At 63.4% G+C, this 17,029-nt stretch carries 13 protein-coding genes; 6 read left to right on the top strand and 7 right to left on the bottom strand.

The features are described from left to right. Window positions 1-121 precede the first annotated feature (121 nt). The 4 genes from KIP88_RS24535 (at window position 122) to KIP88_RS24520 (ending at window position 6,750) form a co-directional block, all read left to right on the top strand. Window positions 122-766 (top strand): TerC family protein, encoded by a 645-nt coding sequence (locus KIP88_RS24535; RefSeq protein WP_214490610.1) that lies wholly within the window; start codon window positions 122-124, stop codon window positions 764-766. Between the two features lie 101 nt (window positions 767-867). Beyond that, on the top strand, window positions 868-2,367 hold the full coding sequence (locus KIP88_RS24530) for a sigma-54 dependent transcriptional regulator (RefSeq protein ID WP_214490609.1): 1,500 nt from the start codon (window positions 868-870) through the stop codon (window positions 2,365-2,367). Between the two features lie 362 nt (window positions 2,368-2,729). After that, window positions 2,730-4,859, top strand: a complete 2,130-nt coding sequence (locus tag KIP88_RS24525) for a murein L,D-transpeptidase (RefSeq protein WP_214490608.1) — start codon at window positions 2,730-2,732, stop codon at window positions 4,857-4,859. Window positions 4,860-5,115: 256 nt separating this feature from the next. After that, window positions 5,116-6,750 carry a DUF882 domain-containing protein gene (locus tag KIP88_RS24520; RefSeq protein ID WP_214490607.1) on the top strand — a complete coding sequence of 545 codons (1,635 nt, stop codon included), beginning with the start codon at window positions 5,116-5,118 and terminating at the stop codon, window positions 6,748-6,750. Between the two features lie 181 nt (window positions 6,751-6,931). On the opposite strand, the gene KIP88_RS24515 is transcribed toward KIP88_RS24520, so the two are convergent. Both KIP88_RS24515 and KIP88_RS24510 read right to left on the bottom strand, forming a co-directional pair. Then, window positions 6,932-7,207: a DUF2312 domain-containing protein gene (locus tag KIP88_RS24515; RefSeq protein ID WP_214490606.1), complete on the bottom strand. Its 276-nt coding sequence runs from the start codon at window positions 7,205-7,207 to the stop codon at window positions 6,932-6,934. Window positions 7,208-7,462: 255 nt separating this feature from the next. Continuing rightward, window positions 7,463-7,765, bottom strand: a complete 303-nt coding sequence (locus tag KIP88_RS24510; protein ID WP_214490605.1) for a DUF1244 domain-containing protein — start codon at window positions 7,763-7,765, stop codon at window positions 7,463-7,465. Between the two features lie 212 nt (window positions 7,766-7,977). Between KIP88_RS24510 and KIP88_RS24505 the strand changes: the two genes are divergently transcribed. Beyond that, a complete protein-coding gene (locus KIP88_RS24505) occupies window positions 7,978-8,556 on the top strand; it encodes a DUF1036 domain-containing protein (protein ID WP_214490604.1) in 579 nt (192 codons plus the stop codon). After that, complete coding sequence (pyk, locus tag KIP88_RS24500) at window positions 8,553-9,989, top strand: pyruvate kinase (protein WP_214490603.1); 1,437 nt, start codon at window positions 8,553-8,555, stop codon at window positions 9,987-9,989. Before KIP88_RS24505 ends, pyk begins: the two co-directional genes overlap by 4 nt. A 57-nt stretch (window positions 9,990-10,046) precedes the next feature. Here pyk and KIP88_RS24495 read toward each other — a convergent pair whose 3' ends face one another. From KIP88_RS24495 to KIP88_RS24475, 5 genes are all read right to left on the bottom strand, one after another. After that, window positions 10,047-10,472: an OsmC family protein gene (locus tag KIP88_RS24495; protein ID WP_214490602.1), complete on the bottom strand. Its 426-nt coding sequence runs from the start codon at window positions 10,470-10,472 to the stop codon at window positions 10,047-10,049. Window positions 10,473-10,564: 92 nt separating this feature from the next. Beyond that, window positions 10,565-11,239 carry a TetR/AcrR family transcriptional regulator gene (locus KIP88_RS24490; RefSeq protein ID WP_214490601.1) on the bottom strand — a complete coding sequence of 225 codons (675 nt, stop codon included), beginning with the start codon at window positions 11,237-11,239 and terminating at the stop codon, window positions 10,565-10,567. 331 nt (window positions 11,240-11,570) lie between these two features. Continuing rightward, window positions 11,571-12,470 (bottom strand): phosphatase PAP2 family protein, encoded by a 900-nt coding sequence (locus KIP88_RS24485; protein WP_214490600.1) that lies wholly within the window; start codon window positions 12,468-12,470, stop codon window positions 11,571-11,573. Between the two features lie 451 nt (window positions 12,471-12,921). Continuing rightward, the gene (locus tag KIP88_RS24480) at window positions 12,922-14,052 is read right to left on the bottom strand and encodes a ribonucleotide-diphosphate reductase subunit beta (RefSeq protein WP_214490599.1); all 1,131 of its coding nucleotides are present in this window, start codon (window positions 14,050-14,052) and stop codon (window positions 12,922-12,924) included. A gap of 26 nt (window positions 14,053-14,078) precedes the next feature. Next, a complete protein-coding gene (locus KIP88_RS24475) occupies window positions 14,079-16,988 on the bottom strand; it encodes a ribonucleoside-diphosphate reductase subunit alpha (RefSeq protein WP_214490598.1) in 2,910 nt (969 codons plus the stop codon). Window positions 16,989-17,029 lie beyond the last annotated feature (41 nt).

The following is a 17,029-nucleotide window of genomic DNA, read 5'->3' as shown; positions in this document are numbered from 1 at the left end:
CGGGAATGCATTTTCCGCAGTCTGAGACTGCGTCTTTTGTCTACGCACGTCCAAGCCCGGGCCCCTCTGGCAGTTCAAACGAACTGCGATGTCGGATTGGACCATCAACGGAGTGGCCCGCATGCTGGAATTAATCTCCTCGGAACATCTGACAGCGCTCTTCCAGGTCATCATGATCGACCTGGTGCTCGCCGGCGACAATGCGATCGTCATCGGGCTCGCAGCCGCCGGGCTACCCGAGGGTCAGCGCAGGAAGGCTATCCTGATCGGGATCGTGGCCGCCACGGTGCTGCGGATCGGCTTCGCCTCCGTCACGGTCCAGTTGCTGCAGATCATCGGGCTGCTGCTTGCCGGCGGCGTTCTGCTGCTTTGGGTGTGCTGGAAGATGTGGCGCGAGTTGCGCACGTCGCATCATCATGAACCGAAATTGCAGAGTCTCTCAGCCGCAAGCACGATCGAAGGCTCCGCCCCGATCGGCCATCAAAAGACGCTTAGCCAGGCCGTATGGCAGATCACGATCGCGGACGTCTCGATGTCGCTCGACAACGTGCTCGCCGTCGCCGGCGCGGCGCGCGAACATCCGATGATTCTGATATTCGGCTTGGCGCTTTCCATCGCGCTGATGGGCTTCGCCGCCAACTTCATCGCGCGCCTGCTGGAAAAGCACCGCTGGATCGCCTATGTCGGCCTCGCGATCATCCTCTATGTAGCCGTGGACATGTGCTACCGCGGCGTGCTGGAGGTTTGGCCACACCTCAGCGTCTAGCTGCTCCTCAACTTCGCCGTTCTCAACGATTAACGCTGCGTTAATCGGCATCGGCGAAAGTGCCCCGATTCGGTACAATTCAGTAGCGTGCGGGGAGAGCCATGGCTGCCACCATTTTGATTGCCGACGACGACGCCGTGCAGCGCCGTTTGGTTGAAAACATGGTGCAGAAGTGCGGCTATGAGCCCCTTGTCGTCGATAGCGGCGATGCAGCCGTGGCCTTGCTGACCGCTCCGGATGCGCAGGCAATCGATGCGGTCGTGCTCGACCTCGTGATGCCCGGCCTCGACGGGCTCGGCGTGCTCGCAAAAATGCGCGAAGCGGGCCTGAGCATCCCCGTCATCGTGCAGACCGCCCATGGCGGCATCGACAATGTGGTGTCGGCGATGCGCGCCGGCGCGCAGGATTTCGTGGTCAAGCCGGCCAGCTTCGAACGGCTGCAGGTCTCGCTGCGCAACGCGCTCAACACTTCCGCGCTCAAGGGCGAACTGCAACGCATCCGCCATAGCCGCGAAGGCCGGCTGACCTTTGCCGACATCATCACCCGCAGCGAGGCCATGGCAGCCGTGCTGCGCACCGCGCAGAAGGCGGCAGCTTCCAGCATTCCGGTGCTGATCGAGGGCGAGTCCGGCGTCGGCAAGGAATTGTTCGCCCGCGCCATCCATGGCTCCAGCGAGCGCAAGTCGAAACCCTTCGTCGCGGTCAATTGCGGCGCCATCCCCGACAATCTCGTGGAATCGATCCTGTTCGGTCATGAGAAGGGCGCCTTCACCGGCGCCACCGAACGCCACATGGGCAAGTTCGTCGAAGCTTCCGGCGGCACGCTGTTTCTCGACGAGGTCGGCGAGTTGCCGCTGGCGGCGCAAGTAAAGCTGCTGCGCGCGCTGCAGGAAGGCACCGTCGAGGCGGTCGGCGGCCGCAAGCCAGTGAAGGTCGACGTCCGCATCATTTCCGCGACCAACCGCAAGCTGCTCGACCTCGTGAAGAACGGCGCGTTCCGCGAGGACCTGTTCTACCGGCTTCACGTGCTGCCGCTGACGATTCCCCCCCTGCGGCTGCGGCGCGAAGACATCCCGCATCTGTTGCGGCACTTCCTGGCGCGCTTTGCCGCCGAGGAAAACCGCACCATCACCGGCATCAGCGGCGAGGCCGTGGCCCATCTCGCGCAGCTCGACTGGCCCGGCAACATTCGCCAGCTCGAGAACACGGTCTATCGCGCCGTCGTCATGAGCGAGAGCGACCAGCTCGGCCTGTCGGATTTCCCGCAAGTCCTCGGTCAGGCCGTCCCGGACAGCCAGTTCCCGCACAGCGAACCGTTGGTCGTCGCGCCGTCGACGGCGCCCGCCATGGTTTCGGGTAGTGATATACCGATTGCCCCGCTCGCCACTGCCGGCAGCCTTGCGATGCTGACCGCCACCGGCGAGGTGCGGCCGCTCGATGACATGGAAAACGAGATCATCCGTTTCGCGATCTCGCATTATCGCGGCCAGATGTCGGAGGTCGCGCGCCGGCTCAAGATCGGCCGCTCCACGCTCTACCGCAAGCTCGATGAGGCCGCCGCCAACGACCCGGCCGAAGGCGGCGCGCAGGACGCTAATTGAGACGCGAATTGAGCGAACGGCTGGTGGGCGATTATGGCGCCCGCGTGGCAAAGATCGTGGCAAACCAACGACATCGATCGTTCGGAAGCTTTTGAACCGTGGCTTGGCGGTGACAGACAAATGTCGGGGGTCGTGGCAAAAACGCGGACCCGAGTTCAAAGGGGTAGTTTGAGGTCAGTTTGTCGTGAGTTGTCCCGCATGGCGCTGGCTGCATGAGAGGGGCACATGTATCGTCTGCGTTGAATCGTGGCGTGCAGGCGTACGACTGAAGCGATCGAGGCCGGCGCTTTCCCGCGCAAGCTATGACGAGCAATGCAAACGACTGTTCCATGCCGGGGCAGTTCGCCCAAGGGGGTGTGACGATGCGTGACTGTTCGACGAATCGTGCAGGATTCGACCGCGTGCTGATGGCCGTCGCGGCAACTTTCCTCACGGTATCCGCGACCTCTGCACTGGCGGCCCAGTCGACCACGCCGCGCGCCAGCGCCGCCGAGCTCGCGATCGATGCAGCAATTCCCCGCCCCGAACCCGCCAACGTCCCGCCTCCGACCGCGGGCGATTTCAAGATGGACACCACCGCCACGGTGCCTGACGCAACGAAGGCAATCGAAAAGCCGGCCGAGCCCAGCCCGGCCGCAAAGGCAGCCGAGCCCAAACCCGCCGAGACCGTCACCGCACCTGCAGCCAACGACGCTGCCACCGCTACACCTCCTGCGGCGACCGCTACGGCGCCCACCGCCGAGCCGGCCAAGGAGCCGGTGAAAGTCAGCACCGTCGCTCCGGCCGATCAGCCGGTCGCCGACCGCCTGCGCGACATGATCGGCGCCAAGTCGCTGCGCTATTTCGACCGCAAGAACGAGCGCGCAGCCGTCGAGAAGTTCTATTCGGCGCGCGACTACGCGCCGCAATGGACGCAAGCCGGCAAATTGACCGACAGTGGCAAAGGCGTGATCGCCCGCCTGAAGGATGCCGCCGCCGAGGGCCTCAATCCGGCCGACTATCCGGTGCCGGATTTTGCGGCCGCCGCTTCGCCGGACCAGCTCGCCGAATCCGAGCTGAAACTGACCGCGAGCATGCTCGACTATGCGCGACAGGCCCAGAGCGGCCGGATGCACTGGTCGCAGGTCGCTGCCGATATCCTCTATCCCGAGCACCCGACCGATCCGGCGGAAGTGCTCGCCAATATCTCGACGGCCAAGGACGCTTCCGCAGCGCTCAACGGCTACAACCCGCCACACAAGCTCTACAAGGAATTGAAGGCCAAGCTCGCTGAGCTGCGCGGCCAGGGCGACGGCCCGGTGCTTCAGATATCGGAAGGTCCTGCGCTGGCGTACAAGGCCGCCACCAAGAAGCAAGGTGAGGTCGCGCCGGAAGATCCGCGCGTGCCGCAGCTGCGCGTCAAGCTCGGCGTCGCCGAGAATCCCGACGGCACGCATTACGACGCCAAGGTCGCCGCCGCCGTGCGCAAATTCCAGGAGAGCGTCGATCTCAAGCCGACCGGCGTCCTCGACGACCGCACCGTCAAGGCGATCAACAGCCCGAAGCGGGACCGGCACATCGACACGGTCCTCGTCAATCTGGAGCGCTTGCGCTGGCTGCCGCGCCAGCTCGGCGCGGCCTCGCTGGGCAATGCCTATGTTATCCTCAACGTTCCTGACTTCACGCTCAAGGTGATGCAGAACGGCGCACAGGTCTGGACCACGCGGGTCGTGACCGGAAAGCCGGGCAAGCATGCGACGCCGATGCTGACGGAAACGATGAAGTTCATCACCGTCAATCCGACCTGGAACGTGCCGCCGTCGATCATCTACAACGAATACCTGCCGGCCCTGCAGCAGGATCCCACCGTTCTGCAGCGCATGGGCCTGCGACTGGAGCGCAACCGCGACGGCAGCATCCACATCTCGCAGCCGCCCGGCGAGGCCAACGCACTCGGCCGCATCCGTTTCAACTTCCCGAACAAGTTCCTGGTCTATCAGCACGACACGCCGGACAAGCACCTGTTCGCCCGGGACGAGCGCGCCTTCAGCCATGGCTGCATGCGGGTGCAGAACCCCGATCAATACGCGTCGACGCTGCTCAACATCGTGTTGCCGAACGAGCGCTACTCGCCGGAAAGAATCCGCAGCATGTACGGCCGCAGCGAGATCGATCTGAAATTCCCGACGCCGATCCCGGTCAACATCACCTACCAGACCGCGTTCGTGGATGACGCCGGCAAGCTGCAGATTCGCAAGGACATCTATGGCCGCGACGCCACGATGATCGCCCTGCTCAAGAACAGCCGCAGCAGGGACCTGGAAACCTTGGTCTCGCATGCCCAGCCGAGCTATGCGCGGCCGAAGGACGGTTTGCCGGCCGGCGTCAGCTTCGCCAGCGACAACACCTACTCGTCCGGTCCGTCGTTCTTTGAGCGTCTGTTCGGGGGGCCATCGACCGTCACGCCGCCGGCCCCGGTTGGCCGCCGGCCGCAACAGCGGTTCACCCGCTAATCCGCAGCACTACGGTCTTCGGCCAGAATTTCTTAATGAAATCAACAATCTCTCCCTTCGGGAGAGGTTGTTTACGTTAACCATTATCCATCCCGTATCAGGCACCGAGCACTTTTTCGCCACAGTCCACGGGTTAGGTTAAGGCCTAGCTTGGGGGCGGGATGGTAAACATCGGTTAACCTTCCCGCTTTAAGAAAGCGTTCACCCTCTTTTGCCGGGGTCTGCAAAAGAAACACCGTGAACGCTCGTCGACTGGGTGGGCTCATACGTGCTGGCTTTCGCGCGCCAATTCAATCCGCTTGCTCTGCCGAAGGCCGGATATCGGATCGGCCTGACTTCGCTATTGCTGCTCGCAGGCGCCGGCACCGTGCATGACGCGACCGCGCTGAACGAAACCCGCACCCTCTCCTTCCACCACACCCATTCCGACGAAAACCTCACCGTCACCTTCAAGCGCGACGGCCGCTACGACGAAGAGGCTCTCAAGAAGCTCAATCACTTCCTCCGCGACTGGCGCAGCCAGGACCAGACCACGATGGATCGGCATCTGTTCGACATCCTCTGGGAAGTCTACCGCGACGTCGACGGCAAGAAGCCGATCCAGATCATCTCCGCCTACCGCTCCCCCGCCACCAACTCCATGCTCCGCCGCCGCTCTTCCGGCGTGGCGCGCTTCAGCCAGCACACGCTCGGCCACGCGATGGACTTCTACATTCCGGACGTGCCGCTGGAGCAGATCCGCGCCGCCGGGCTCCGGCTGCAGCGTGGCGGCGTCGGCTTCTACCCGACCTCGGGATCGCCGTTCGTCCATCTCGATACCGGCAGCGTCCGTCACTGGCCGCGCATGACGCACGATCAACTGGCCAGGGTGTTCCCGGATGGACGCACCGTCCACCTGCCCTCCAACGGCGGTCCGCTGAAGGGCTATGAGCTGGCCCGGGCCGACATCGAGCGCCGTGGCAATGGCGACGATGCCGCAAGCGTCGGCAAGAAGCCGAGCCTGTTCGCGGCCCTGTTCAGGGGCGGCAAGTCGACCGAAGAGGATGACGAGGGCGCCAGCGTTCCGGTCAAGAACGAGAAGCCCGCACCCGCCAGCGTGGCGGCTGCGAAATCCGCCGATCCGGTTCCGACCCCGCGCGCAAAGCCGGTCGGCTCGACCATCCAGCTGGCCTCGGCCGACGCACAGATCGTGTCGGCGCCCAAAGCCAAGCCCGAGTCCAAGCCTGAAGCGAACAAGCCTGAAGCGAAACAGGCTGCGCAGGCTCCCGCCGAACCCAAGCCGCAGACACCGGCCGATATCATCAATTCGCGCGGCTTCTGGGACGACGTACCGTCCGCGACGAACCAGGCTACCCCCGCCCAGGTCGCAGCGCTGCGCGCACGCCAGGTGCTCGCCGCCACCACCGATCCGCAGCCGACCGCCAGCGTCACCGAATCGTTCAACAAGGCGATGGCCTATGCACCGGCCGCGTCCTCGCCGGTCGATCGCTCCAACGTCGTCGCCGCCTCAGCGCCAGTGCCGCGCACCGTCCGCCCGGCGCGCAATGCCGGTGCCGCCGCGACCGAAATCAATACCGTGGTCGCCAAAGGCGCGCAGGGTCAGGACGCCGTGGTCGCGACCTCGACCCGTCTCGCCGCCGCCCAGGGTAACAGTATCTGGATGCGGGTGGTGATGCTGGCGCCGAGCGCGAGCAGTGCGATGTCGACGACCGTGCTCGGCGACACCGAGATGACCCAGATGCGCAGCCACTTCGTCAAGCCGCAAGCCGCGATCGCCATGACCTTCTCGGAAGATCCGATGATGGGCATGACCTGCGACCGCTTCACGGGATCGGCGACCGTGCAACTGCAGACGCAGTCGTTCGTGCTGCGCACAGCCGCGCTGCGCTAGGGCCCACTGTCTCCGCAAAACTTGGCGTCGTCCTCGCGAACGCGAGGAGCATAACTACTGACATCTGTCATCAGTGTCGTAGCCCGGATGGAGCGCAGCGCAATCCGGGTAAGCCTATCCGCTCGCGGCGGTGCCCCGGATTTCGCTTCGCTCCATCCGGGCTACGTGCTGCGCCAACGCCTCACAGCATCCCCAGCGCCTGCATGTAGGTCTCCAAAATGGTTTCCTGCTCGGCGCGCTCATTGGCGTCCTGCTTGCGCATCCGCACGATGGTGCGCAGCACCTTGACGTCGAAACCGTTCCCCTTGGCTTCGGCATAGACGTCACGGATGTCGTCGGAGATCGTCTTCTTCTCTTCTTCCAGACGCTCGATGCGCTCGATGATGGCCTTGAGCTGGTCTTTGGCGAATTTTGTCGCGGGCTCGTCCTGGACGGCAGCGGCGGCGGAGGTGGCCATCGGGTACTCCTGAGTGGAACAGACGGTAAGGCTGAAAGATCAAGCGCCGCACGCGTTACCGCACGGCGCTTTTTGCAGGATGACCCTCAAGATCGCCGCGCCTTGCGTCAAGGAAACATCGCGCTCATCCACAGCGCGCCCACAGGAGATAGCGGATACGTAGCCCGGATGGAGCGCAGCGCAATCCGGGAAACTTTCGCGCGGCGAGCACTGCCCCGGATTGCGCTGCGCTCCATCCGGGCTACGAAGCGAAAATCAATGCCCGGGGTGAACTTTCTTCATCGCGGCCAACTGCTCCGGGGTGGCGCTGCCCTGGTGCTTCGCCTTCCATTCCTCATAGGGCATGCCGTAGACCGCCTCGCGGCTCTCGTCCTTGCTGACGGCGACGCCCTTGGCGTCGGCCTCTTCCTTCATCCAGTTGGACAGGCAGTTGCGGCAGAAGCCGGCCAGATTCATCAAATCGATGTTCTGGACGTCGGTACGGGCGCGCAGGTGGTCGACCAGGCGCCGGAAAACGGCAGCTTCCAGTTCCGTTCTGGTTTTGTCGTCGATTGTCATGGCCTTGGTCCTGGTCTTGGGTCCTGCGTCATCTGGAGCCGAGCATATTGATATCAGGTGGGAATTGTCACAGATTTTGCCATATCTGCGCGCAAAAGTGGCTATCGCACGTGGAGTCCCGGTTTCCCATAGCGCGGGAAAGGCGTGCCCGGCCGTTGACAGGTCCCGCCGGGTCACGCGAAATCGTCAATGATTTGATATAGCTTCGGTGCATGACCGCAAAAGATTCTCGCCGCTTGTCCCCCCTCTCCGCACGCATGACCGCCGGCCTGATGCCGATGCTCGCGTTGGCGGCGACGTGCCTGTGGAGCAGTCCGGCGGCAGCCGATTTCCGGCTCTGCAACAACACTTCCAGCCGGGTCGGCATTGCGCTGGGCTACAAGGACGCCGAGGGCTGGACCACCGAAGGCTGGTGGAACGTGTCCTCGCGAAGCTGCGAGACGCTGCTGCGCGGAACTCTTGTCGCCCGTTACTATTACATTTACGCGCTCGACTATGACCGCGGCGGCGAATGGTCGGGACAGGCCTTCATGTGTTCGCGTGACAAGGAATTCACCATCAAGGGTACCGAGAATTGCCTGGCGCGCGGCTACGACCGCACCGGGTTCTTCGAGGTCGACACCGGCGAACAGCGAGCATGGACCGTGCAATTGACCGAAGCCAACGAGCAACCCGCGCAGCGCGTGCCGGGAATTCCGGGAACGGTGGGACCGGGCGGCCCCGGCGGAGTTCCGGGCCTGTCCAATCCGGGCGGACCGGGTCTGCCGCCAGCCCCGGCGCCCAAGCAATGAGACGGCTCCGTCGCATCAAGATTCTCGCAACCCTCGGCCCGGCATCGTCAGACAGCGCGATGATCCGGAAGCTGTTCGAGGCGGGTGCGGACGTGTTCCGCATCAACATGAGCCACACCCCGCACGACAAGATGCGCGAGCTGGTCAACACCATCCGCAATGTCGAGTCGAGCTATGGCCGCCCGATCGGCATCCTGGTTGACCTGCAGGGGCCGAAGCTGCGGCTCGGCGCTTTCGCCGAAGGTTCGACGCAGCTCAAGAACGGCCAGAGTTTCGTGCTCGATTCCGACAAGACGCCGGGCGACAACAACCGCGTGCAGTTGCCGCATCCGGAAATCCTCGCCGCCCTTCGGCCGGGCCATGCGCTGCTGCTCGACGACGGCAAGGTGCGCCTGATCGCCGAGGAGACCTCGAGCGAACGCGCGGTGACGCGGGTGGTGATCGGCGGCAAGATGTCTGATCGCAAAGGTGTGAGCCTGCCCGATACCGACCTTCCTGTTTCGGCGATGACACCGAAGGACCGCGCCGATCTCGAAGCGGCGCTGGTGACAGGGGTCGACTGGATCGCGCTCTCCTTCGTGCAGCGCGCCGAGGACGTTCACGAAGCCAAGCGGATGATCCGCGGCCGCGCCGCCGTGATGGCCAAGATCGAGAAGCCGCAGGCGATCGACCGGCTCGCCGAAATCATCGACGCTTCCGATGCGCTGATGGTGGCGCGCGGCGATCTCGGCGTCGAACTGCCGCTGGAGCGGGTGCCGAGCCTGCAGAAACAAATGACGCGGATGGCGCGCCGCGCCGGCAAGCCGGTGGTGATTGCGACGCAGATGCTGGAATCGATGATCCAGGCGCCGGTGCCGACGCGCGCGGAAGTCTCCGACGTCGCGACCGCCGTCTATGAAGGCGCCGACGCCATCATGCTGTCGGCTGAATCCGCCGCCGGCAAATTCCCGGTCGAAGCGGTCTCGACCATGAACCGCATCGGCGAGGAAGTGGAGCGCGACCCGACCTACCGCTCGGTGCTGACGGCGCAGCGGCCCGACCCGGAGAATACGGTCGGCGACGCCATTGCCGACGCCGCGCGGCAGATCGCCGAGACGCTGGAATTGTCGGCGATCATCTGCTGGACGTCGTCGGGTTCGACGGCGATCCGCGTGGCGCGCGAGCGGCCGAAGCCGCCGGTGGTGGCAATCACGCCGAATATCGCTACCGGGCGCAAAATATCCGTCGTGTGGGGCGTGCATTGCGTCGTGGCCGAAGACGCCCACGACCAGGACGACATGGTCGATCGCGCCGGCTCCATTGCTTTTCGCGACGGCTTCGCCAAGGCCGGCCAGCGCGTGATCATCGTCGCCGGCGTGCCGCTCGGCATCCCCGGCACCACCAACATGGTGCGCATCGCCAATGTCGAGCCGGAGGGCGAGGCGAAGAAGTGACGGCGTAGCCGTCATTCCGGGGTGCGCGCAGGCGCGACCCCGGACTGACAACGCCGATTACTGCAGCGTCGCGTCCAGCGTGATCTCAGTATTCAGAAGTTTCGACACCGGACAGCCGGCCTTGGCCTTGCCCGCCAGTTCCTGAAATTTTGCATTGTCCGCGCCCGGGATCTTTGCGTTCAGCGTCAGATGCACGGACGTGATCGCAAAACCATCGCCCTGCTTTTCCAGCGTGACGTCGGCCTTGGTTTCCATGTGTTCGGCGGTGAGCTTGGCTTCACCCAAAATCAGCGACAGCGCCATGGTGAAGCAGGCGGCGTGCGCGGCGCCGATCAATTCTTCCGGATTGGAGCCGGGCTTGCCCTCGAAGCGGCTGGCGAAGCCGTAAGGGTAATCGTTCAGCGCGCCGCTCTTGGTCGAGATCGCGCCCTTGCCGTCCTTGATGCCGCCCTGCCACTTGGCGGATCCTGATGTCGTCGTCATCGCATGCTCCTGATCACGGTTGAATCCGTCGATAAGCCGCAGCGTGGCAAATGGTTGCGACAAAGGCGTGTCGCAAAACAGGCGAGAGGTTTCTATGCCCCGACCAGCGCCTTCGCCGGCAGCACCGCCTGCACCACGAGGCCGCGGGCGCGGGCATCCATCACGCCGACGGCGCGCAGCGCCAACAACGTGACGGTTTGCACGGCGTCGCGCAGCTTCGCGGGATCATCCAGATTCTCGGGCGCCAGCGGGCCGACCAGCGATTCATGCAGCGCGCCGAGCAGCGCGGTGGCAGCGAGCGCCGTGTCTTGTGCGGGGAGATGTCCGGCGCGCACAGCGGCGTCGATCCTGGCCGCAATCTCGCCGGAGATTTCGCGGCGGCTGGCGAGCCGCGACACCGAGACGTCGACATCGACAGGTTCGGCCAGAATGCCCCAGGCGAGCTTGCGCTGCGACAGCACATGCACGGCAACGGTGGTGACGGCGCCGGCCAGCGCCGAGGACGGGCCTGGCGCGGCATCGGCCGCGCGGCGGATCGCGGCCAGTTCGTCGCGCGAGACCTCGGCGATCAGCTCGGAAATCAGCTCGGCCTTGGAGGGGAAGTAGCGGTAGACGGTGCCGGCCGCGACATTGGCGCGGACCGCGACGGGAGCGATCTGCACCGCCGCCATGCCGCCCTCGGCCGCAGCGTCCCGCGCCGCCGCCAGGATGGCGCTACGCCGCGCCGCCAGCCGCTTTACGACCTGATGGGTTCGCCGATAGACCATGGCGCGTCTTCCGTCCCCGGCGCGCCCTAGAGCCCCGTGGAGCCTGCCAGAACGCGCACACCTTCAATGTCTTGAGCGATAAGTGCACCATCGCTTTGAAGAAGTGAACAACTATTCACGCCTGATGACAAGACGGCTTCAAGACTTTCCGAGCCATTAACAGGATCGCAACGCCGAAACGGCTGTCAAATGAGCAGCCTCCGATCGTGTGCTCTGCCCTGCATGCGGCCATCGTGGGATGCCCAGCTTTGAAGAGAACGGAACTATCCGGAGACCATTCCATTGCGGCGTAAACTGGCGTTCGTGCTGATCGGCACGAGGGCGCAGGCCGCTATTCCGCGGGGACGCCGAACGCGCTCGGCATCAGCGAGGCGGTGCGCTGCAACCGCGCAAAAAGCCATTGCGCAGCGACAATGGCGCCAATCGCGAGCGCAATACCTGCAATAACGTCAACCAGATAATGCCCACCGATGACCGGCGTACTCGCGATCATTAGCGCGTTGACGACCAAGGCCGCCGGTCCAAAAACACGAACGGGAGCAAAGGCCCATGCGTAAAGAACAGCTGACGCCGTGTGAAAGCTCGGAAACGTGACGATTCCAGCCAGCTTGAAAAGCTCGAGATTGCGAAGCGATCCATCGCGAACCGCAGGGATATCACGCTGGCCGTGAAGAAACGCATGTATGTTCACGTTCGGAACATCTTGAGGCGTCAGTCCCAACAGCTGATAGTTTCCGATCGCAGGAACAAGGATCGAAATCAGGATTGTGACCGCGAGTGCGATCGTCAGCGCCATCACAAACTGCTGCAATCGCGCAAAGCGACGCGTTGCAGCGAGAACGATCGGAATCGTCAGCAGCGGCAACTTGATCATCACGTAGCCGAAAAGGAGCGCACCTGCCAAGGTAGGATTATCGTTCACGAACAGGATGACGGCTTTCGCATCGAAACCGATGGCATGATCGATGGCTGCCAACGCGTGATCCTGCAACGGCCAGCCGACGGCAGCGACGACGTAGCTCAGCGGCCCCACGATCGCCGTGACCATAATCACCTGCGCGACCGTCCCCAGCATGAAGACCAATTTGGGATCGGCCCGGTCGGATTTTACATGACGATGCAAGTAGGCGATCGACGCCAATGCCACCGCTATCGCCATCGTGATACCGAAGGCGAACGGCTCGATCGAGAACCTCGTCAAGCTGATCGCGAGCAACAGGACGCCGCCCATGGCCAGGACGGGAATCCAGTTCAGATTGAACATTCGCCAATGAAGATGGCCGTCCTGGTCGGTCATGCAGCACCTGAATCGTGTGCCGCACCGTCGCCAGAATCGTTTAAGGCAGAGGTAAGGAATATAGTTAGCAAACCCACAACACGGTCGTGGCCCTGACCTTCGCGCCCACGTGCGATTTCGACGACAATTCCGCACCGCTGGCCACAAGTGCTGGATCACGTTCAGGGCTGGAAGCGGCTCTATGCTGACGAGACCGCCGTCATCCATGTTCGGACAAACCAGGCGCGAATGAATGCGATGCCAGCGTCGGAAGGCTCCGATTGAGACTTCCCGCCTGGCTGGACTTGCGCGGCGAGCGCAAATCGTAAAACTGAACAAACATTCAAAACAGCGGGCATGCAGGATGACACGACCAGCGAGGGCGCCGGTTCGCCGGCAGCCATTGTTACTCCCAGCTCAGCGCGCCGCCGTTCTGATATTCGATCACCCGTGTCTCGAAGAAGTTCTTCTCCTTCTTCAGGTCCATCGCCTCCGACATCCAGGGAAACGGATTCTCGGTCTCGTCGAATACCCGCTGCAGCCCAAGCTGCGCGCAGCGGCGGTTGGCGATGAAGTGCATGTAGGTCTCACACAACGCTGCATTCAGGCCGAGGAAGCCGCGCGGCATGGTGTCCCGGCCATAGGCCGCTTCCAGTTCGGCCGCATCGCGCACCATGGCACGGACTTCGTCCTGAAAGGCCTTGGTCCATAGATCCGGATTCTCGATCTTGATCTGGTTGATGACGTCGATGCCGAAGTTCAGGTGAATCGATTCATCGCGCAGGATGTACTGATACTGCTCCGCGATGCCGACCATCTTGTTGCGGCGGCCGAGCGAGAGGATCTGGGCAAACCCAGTATAGAACCACATGCCCTCGAAGATGACGTAGAAGGCGACGAGATCGCGCAGGAACGCCTGGTCGGCTTGCGGCGTCCCCGTCTTGAAATCGGGATCGTCGAGATGCTGGGTATGCTTCAGCGCCCACGCCGCCTTGTCGGTGATCGACGGCACCTCGCGGTACATGTTGAACAGCTCGCCCTCATCGAGGCCAAGACTTTCGACGATGTACTGGAAGGTATGGGTATGAACGGCCTCCTCGAAGGACTGCCGCAGCAAATACTGCCGGCATTCCGGATTGGTCAGATGGCGGTAGATCGCCAGTACGATGTTGTTGGCGACGAGGCTTTCGGAGGCCGCGAAGAAGCCGAGGTTGCGCTTGATGGCGCGGCGCTCGTCTTCCGTCAGTCCGTCGCGCGACTTCCAGAGCGCGATGTCGGCCTGCATCGAGACTTCGGTCGGCATCCAGTGATTGTTGCAGCCGGCGAGATATTTCTCCCATGCCCATTTGTATTTCAACGGCAGCAGTTGATTGACGTCGGCGCGGCAGTTGATCATCCGCTTGTCGTCCACGGACACCCGTCCGCCGCTGCGGTCGATGGTGCCGAGGCCGGTTTGATCGGCAGCAACAGTAGCTTGCGCCACCAAGGGAAGTGGCATCCGGAGCGAGGGCGCAGCGGGTTCTGACCAGTCGAGCATTGTCGTTTCCTTCTCTTCTTGTCTGCTTACTGGCAGGCTTCGCATTCGGGATTGTCGATGGAACACGCGATAGCGCCGGACAGGTCAGGCGCCGTGACGGCTGATGGCACGATGATCGGCGCGCCTGCCGACAACACAGGCGCGGCCGCAACGGCGTTGAGCTTGCCGTCAGTGCCCCGGAGCGTGGATTTTTCGACATGCGTGGCACTGCGCGAGCGCAGGTAGTAGGTCGTCTTCAACCCGCGCGACCAGGCCAGCCGATAGAGCGCATCGAGCTTCTTGCCGCTAGGATTGGCGATATAGAGGTTGAGCGACTGCGACTGGTCGATCCATTTCTGCCGCCGCGAGGCCGCCTCGATCAGCCATGCACTGTCGATCTCGAAAGCGGTGGCATAGAGCGCCTTGAGGTCGCCCGGAATGCGATCGATGGCACCGACGCTGCCGTCGAAATATTTGAGGTCGTTGACCATCACCTCGTCCCACAGCCCGCGCGCCTTGAGGTCGCGCACCAGAAACTCGTTCACCACGGTGAAGTCGCCGGACATATTGGATTTGACATAGAGGTTCTGGTAGGCGGGCTCGATCGACTGCGCCACGCCGCAGATGTTCGAAATGGTCGCCGTCGGCGCGATCGCCATCACGTTCGAATTGCGCATGCCTGATGATTTGACACGCTCGCGCAAGCGACCCCAGTCAAGCGTCATGGCACGATCCATCGCGAGGCCGCCGCGGGCTTCCGCCAGCAGTTCGATCGAATCGATCGGCAAAATGCCCCGGCTCCACAGCGAGCCGTCGAACGACGGATAGCGTCCGCGCTCGGCCGCCAGATCGACGGAGGCCGAGATGGCGTAATAGGAAATCATCTCCATGCTGGTATCGGCAAAGGCAACCGCCGCATCGGAGGCCATCGCGATCCGCAACGCCTGCAGCGCATCCTGGAATCCCATCAGCCCGAGACCGACCGGGCGGTGCCGCAGGTTCGAACGGCGCGCTTCCGGGATGGTGTAGAAATTGATGTCGATGACATTGTCGAGCATCCGCATCGCAATGGTCACGCTGCGCTTCAGCCGCGGCTCATCCAGCCGCCCTTCCCGCACATGGTTGAGCAGATTGATCGAGCCGAGATTGCAGACGGCGGTTTCGTCGTCGGACGTATTGAGCGTGATTTCGGTGCAGAGGTTGGAGGAATGAATCACGCCGGCATGGCGCTGCGGCGAGCGCAGATTGCAGGGATCCTTGAACGTGATCCAGGGATGCCCGGTCTCGAACAGCATGGTCAGCATCTTGCGCCACAAATCCGTGGCGCGAACCTGCTTGAACACGCGGATCTCGCCTCGCGCCGCCTTGGCTTCATAGGCGGCGTAACGCTCGGCGAAAGGCTGGCCAAAGAGGTCGTGCAGATCAGGCGTCTCGTCCGGCGAGAACAGCGTCCATTCGCCGTCAGCCTCGACGCGCTGCATGAACAGGTCAGGCACCCAGTTCGCGGTGTTCATGTCATGGGTGCGGCGGCGGTCGTCGCCGGTGTTCTTGCGCAGGTCTAGAAATTCCTCGATGTCGATGTGCCAGGTTTCGAGATAGGCGCAAACCGCGCCCTTGCGCTTGCCGCCCTGGTTGACGGCGATCGCGGTGTCATTCGCCACTTTCAGGAACGGCACCACGCCCTGGCTTTCGCCATTGGTGCCCTTGATGTGGGCGCCGAGCCCGCGCACGCGGGTCCAATCGTTGCCGAGCCCGCCGGAATATTTCGCCAGCAGCGCGTTGTCCTTGACCGACTTGAAGATGCCGTCGAGATCGTCGGCAACGGTGGTGAGGAAGCACGATGACAATTGCGGCCGCAGCGTTCCCGAATTGAACAAAGTGGGCGTCGAGGCCATGAAGTCGAACGACGACAGCAGATCGTAGAACTCGATGGCGCGCGCCTCGCGGTCGATCTCGCGGAGCGCAAGACCCATGGCGACGCGCATGAAGAACGCCTGCGGCAGTTCGATGCGGTTGCCGCGCGCATGCAGGAAATAGCGGTCGTACAGCGTCTGCAGCCCCAAAAACTGGAACGCCAGATCGCGCTCCGGCTTCAGCGCCGCGGCGAGCTTCTTCAGGTCGAAGCGCGCCAGATCGGAATCGAGCAGTTCGGCCTTGATGCCGGTCTTGATATAGGCGGGAAAGTATTCGCCATAACGCACCGCCATGTCGGCCTGCGAGGCGCTGGTCGGCGCCCCCTCCACAAACGACAGCACCTCGGTGCGCAGCTTGTCGAGCAATAGCCGCGCGCTGACATAGGCGTAGTCCGGCTCCTGCTCCACCAGCGTGCGCGCAGCCATCACCGACGCCAAGGCCAGTTCGCCCTCGCCAATTCCGTCGTAGAGATTGCGCTGCGTCTCAGTGAGCACAGCAGCGGCGCTGACGCCGTCGAGACCGGCGCAGGCCTCCTCGATGATCAACGTCAGGCGCGCGATATCGAGCGGGACCTGCACGCCGCTGGCCAGCGTGACACGCAGCGATGGCTCGCCCGACGGCTGAGCGGCGTTGGCGGCTTCCTGCCCGGCGCGCTGCCGGGTGCGCTCCTCGCGATACAGCACATAGGCGCGCGCGACCTTGTGGTGCTCGCTGCGCATCAAGGCCAGTTCGACCTGGTCCTGCACGTCCTCGATATGAAAGGTGCGGCCCTCGCTCATCCGGCGCGACAGCGCGCCGACGACTTCCGAGGTCAGTTCCTCGACGATTTCATGCACGCGGCGGGAGGCAGCCGCGCCGTGCCCCTCGACCGCGAGGAACGCCTTGGTCATCGCGACCGAAATCTTGCTGGCGTCGAATTTCGAAACCGTGCCGTTGCGGCGGATCACCTGCATCGGCGGCTGCGCGCTCGGCGCGGCAAGCGATTCGGGACGCAGGTGGATGAATGGAACAGCGCTGGCTTCGCGATCGAAAGAGAGTGACATCAAGAGACCCCGTGGTGATGTTGTTGGGGCTGGATGTCAGA

Source organism: Bradyrhizobium sp. SRL28, assembly GCF_018596315.1.
Taxonomy (GTDB): domain Bacteria; phylum Pseudomonadota; class Alphaproteobacteria; order Rhizobiales; family Xanthobacteraceae; genus Bradyrhizobium.
This window is presented reverse-complemented; position numbering and strand designations above follow the sequence as displayed.

Coding starts and splice junctions, on each gene's coding strand:
- KIP88_RS24480 (WP_214490599.1), bottom strand. CDS start 14,052: ATGCTCGACTGGTCAGAACCCGCTGCGCCCTCGCTCCGGATGCCACTT.
- KIP88_RS24505 (WP_214490604.1), top strand. CDS start 7,978: ATGACCGCAAAAGATTCTCGCCGCTTGTCCCCCCTCTCCGCACGCATG.
- KIP88_RS24530 (WP_214490609.1), top strand. CDS start 868: ATGGCTGCCACCATTTTGATTGCCGACGACGACGCCGTGCAGCGCCGT.
- KIP88_RS24510 (WP_214490605.1), bottom strand. CDS start 7,765: ATGACAATCGACGACAAAACCAGAACGGAACTGGAAGCTGCCGTTTTC.
- KIP88_RS24490 (WP_214490601.1), bottom strand. CDS start 11,239: ATGGTCTATCGGCGAACCCATCAGGTCGTAAAGCGGCTGGCGGCGCGG.
- KIP88_RS24515 (WP_214490606.1), bottom strand. CDS start 7,207: ATGGCCACCTCCGCCGCCGCTGCCGTCCAGGACGAGCCCGCGACAAAA.
- KIP88_RS24535 (WP_214490610.1), top strand. CDS start 122: ATGCTGGAATTAATCTCCTCGGAACATCTGACAGCGCTCTTCCAGGTC.
- KIP88_RS24525 (WP_214490608.1), top strand. CDS start 2,730: ATGCGTGACTGTTCGACGAATCGTGCAGGATTCGACCGCGTGCTGATG.
- KIP88_RS24475 (WP_214490598.1), bottom strand. CDS start 16,988: ATGTCACTCTCTTTCGATCGCGAAGCCAGCGCTGTTCCATTCATCCAC.
- pyk (WP_214490603.1), top strand. CDS start 8,553: ATGAGACGGCTCCGTCGCATCAAGATTCTCGCAACCCTCGGCCCGGCA.
- KIP88_RS24485 (WP_214490600.1), bottom strand. CDS start 12,470: ATGGGCGGCGTCCTGTTGCTCGCGATCAGCTTGACGAGGTTCTCGATC.
- KIP88_RS24495 (WP_214490602.1), bottom strand. CDS start 10,472: ATGACGACGACATCAGGATCCGCCAAGTGGCAGGGCGGCATCAAGGAC.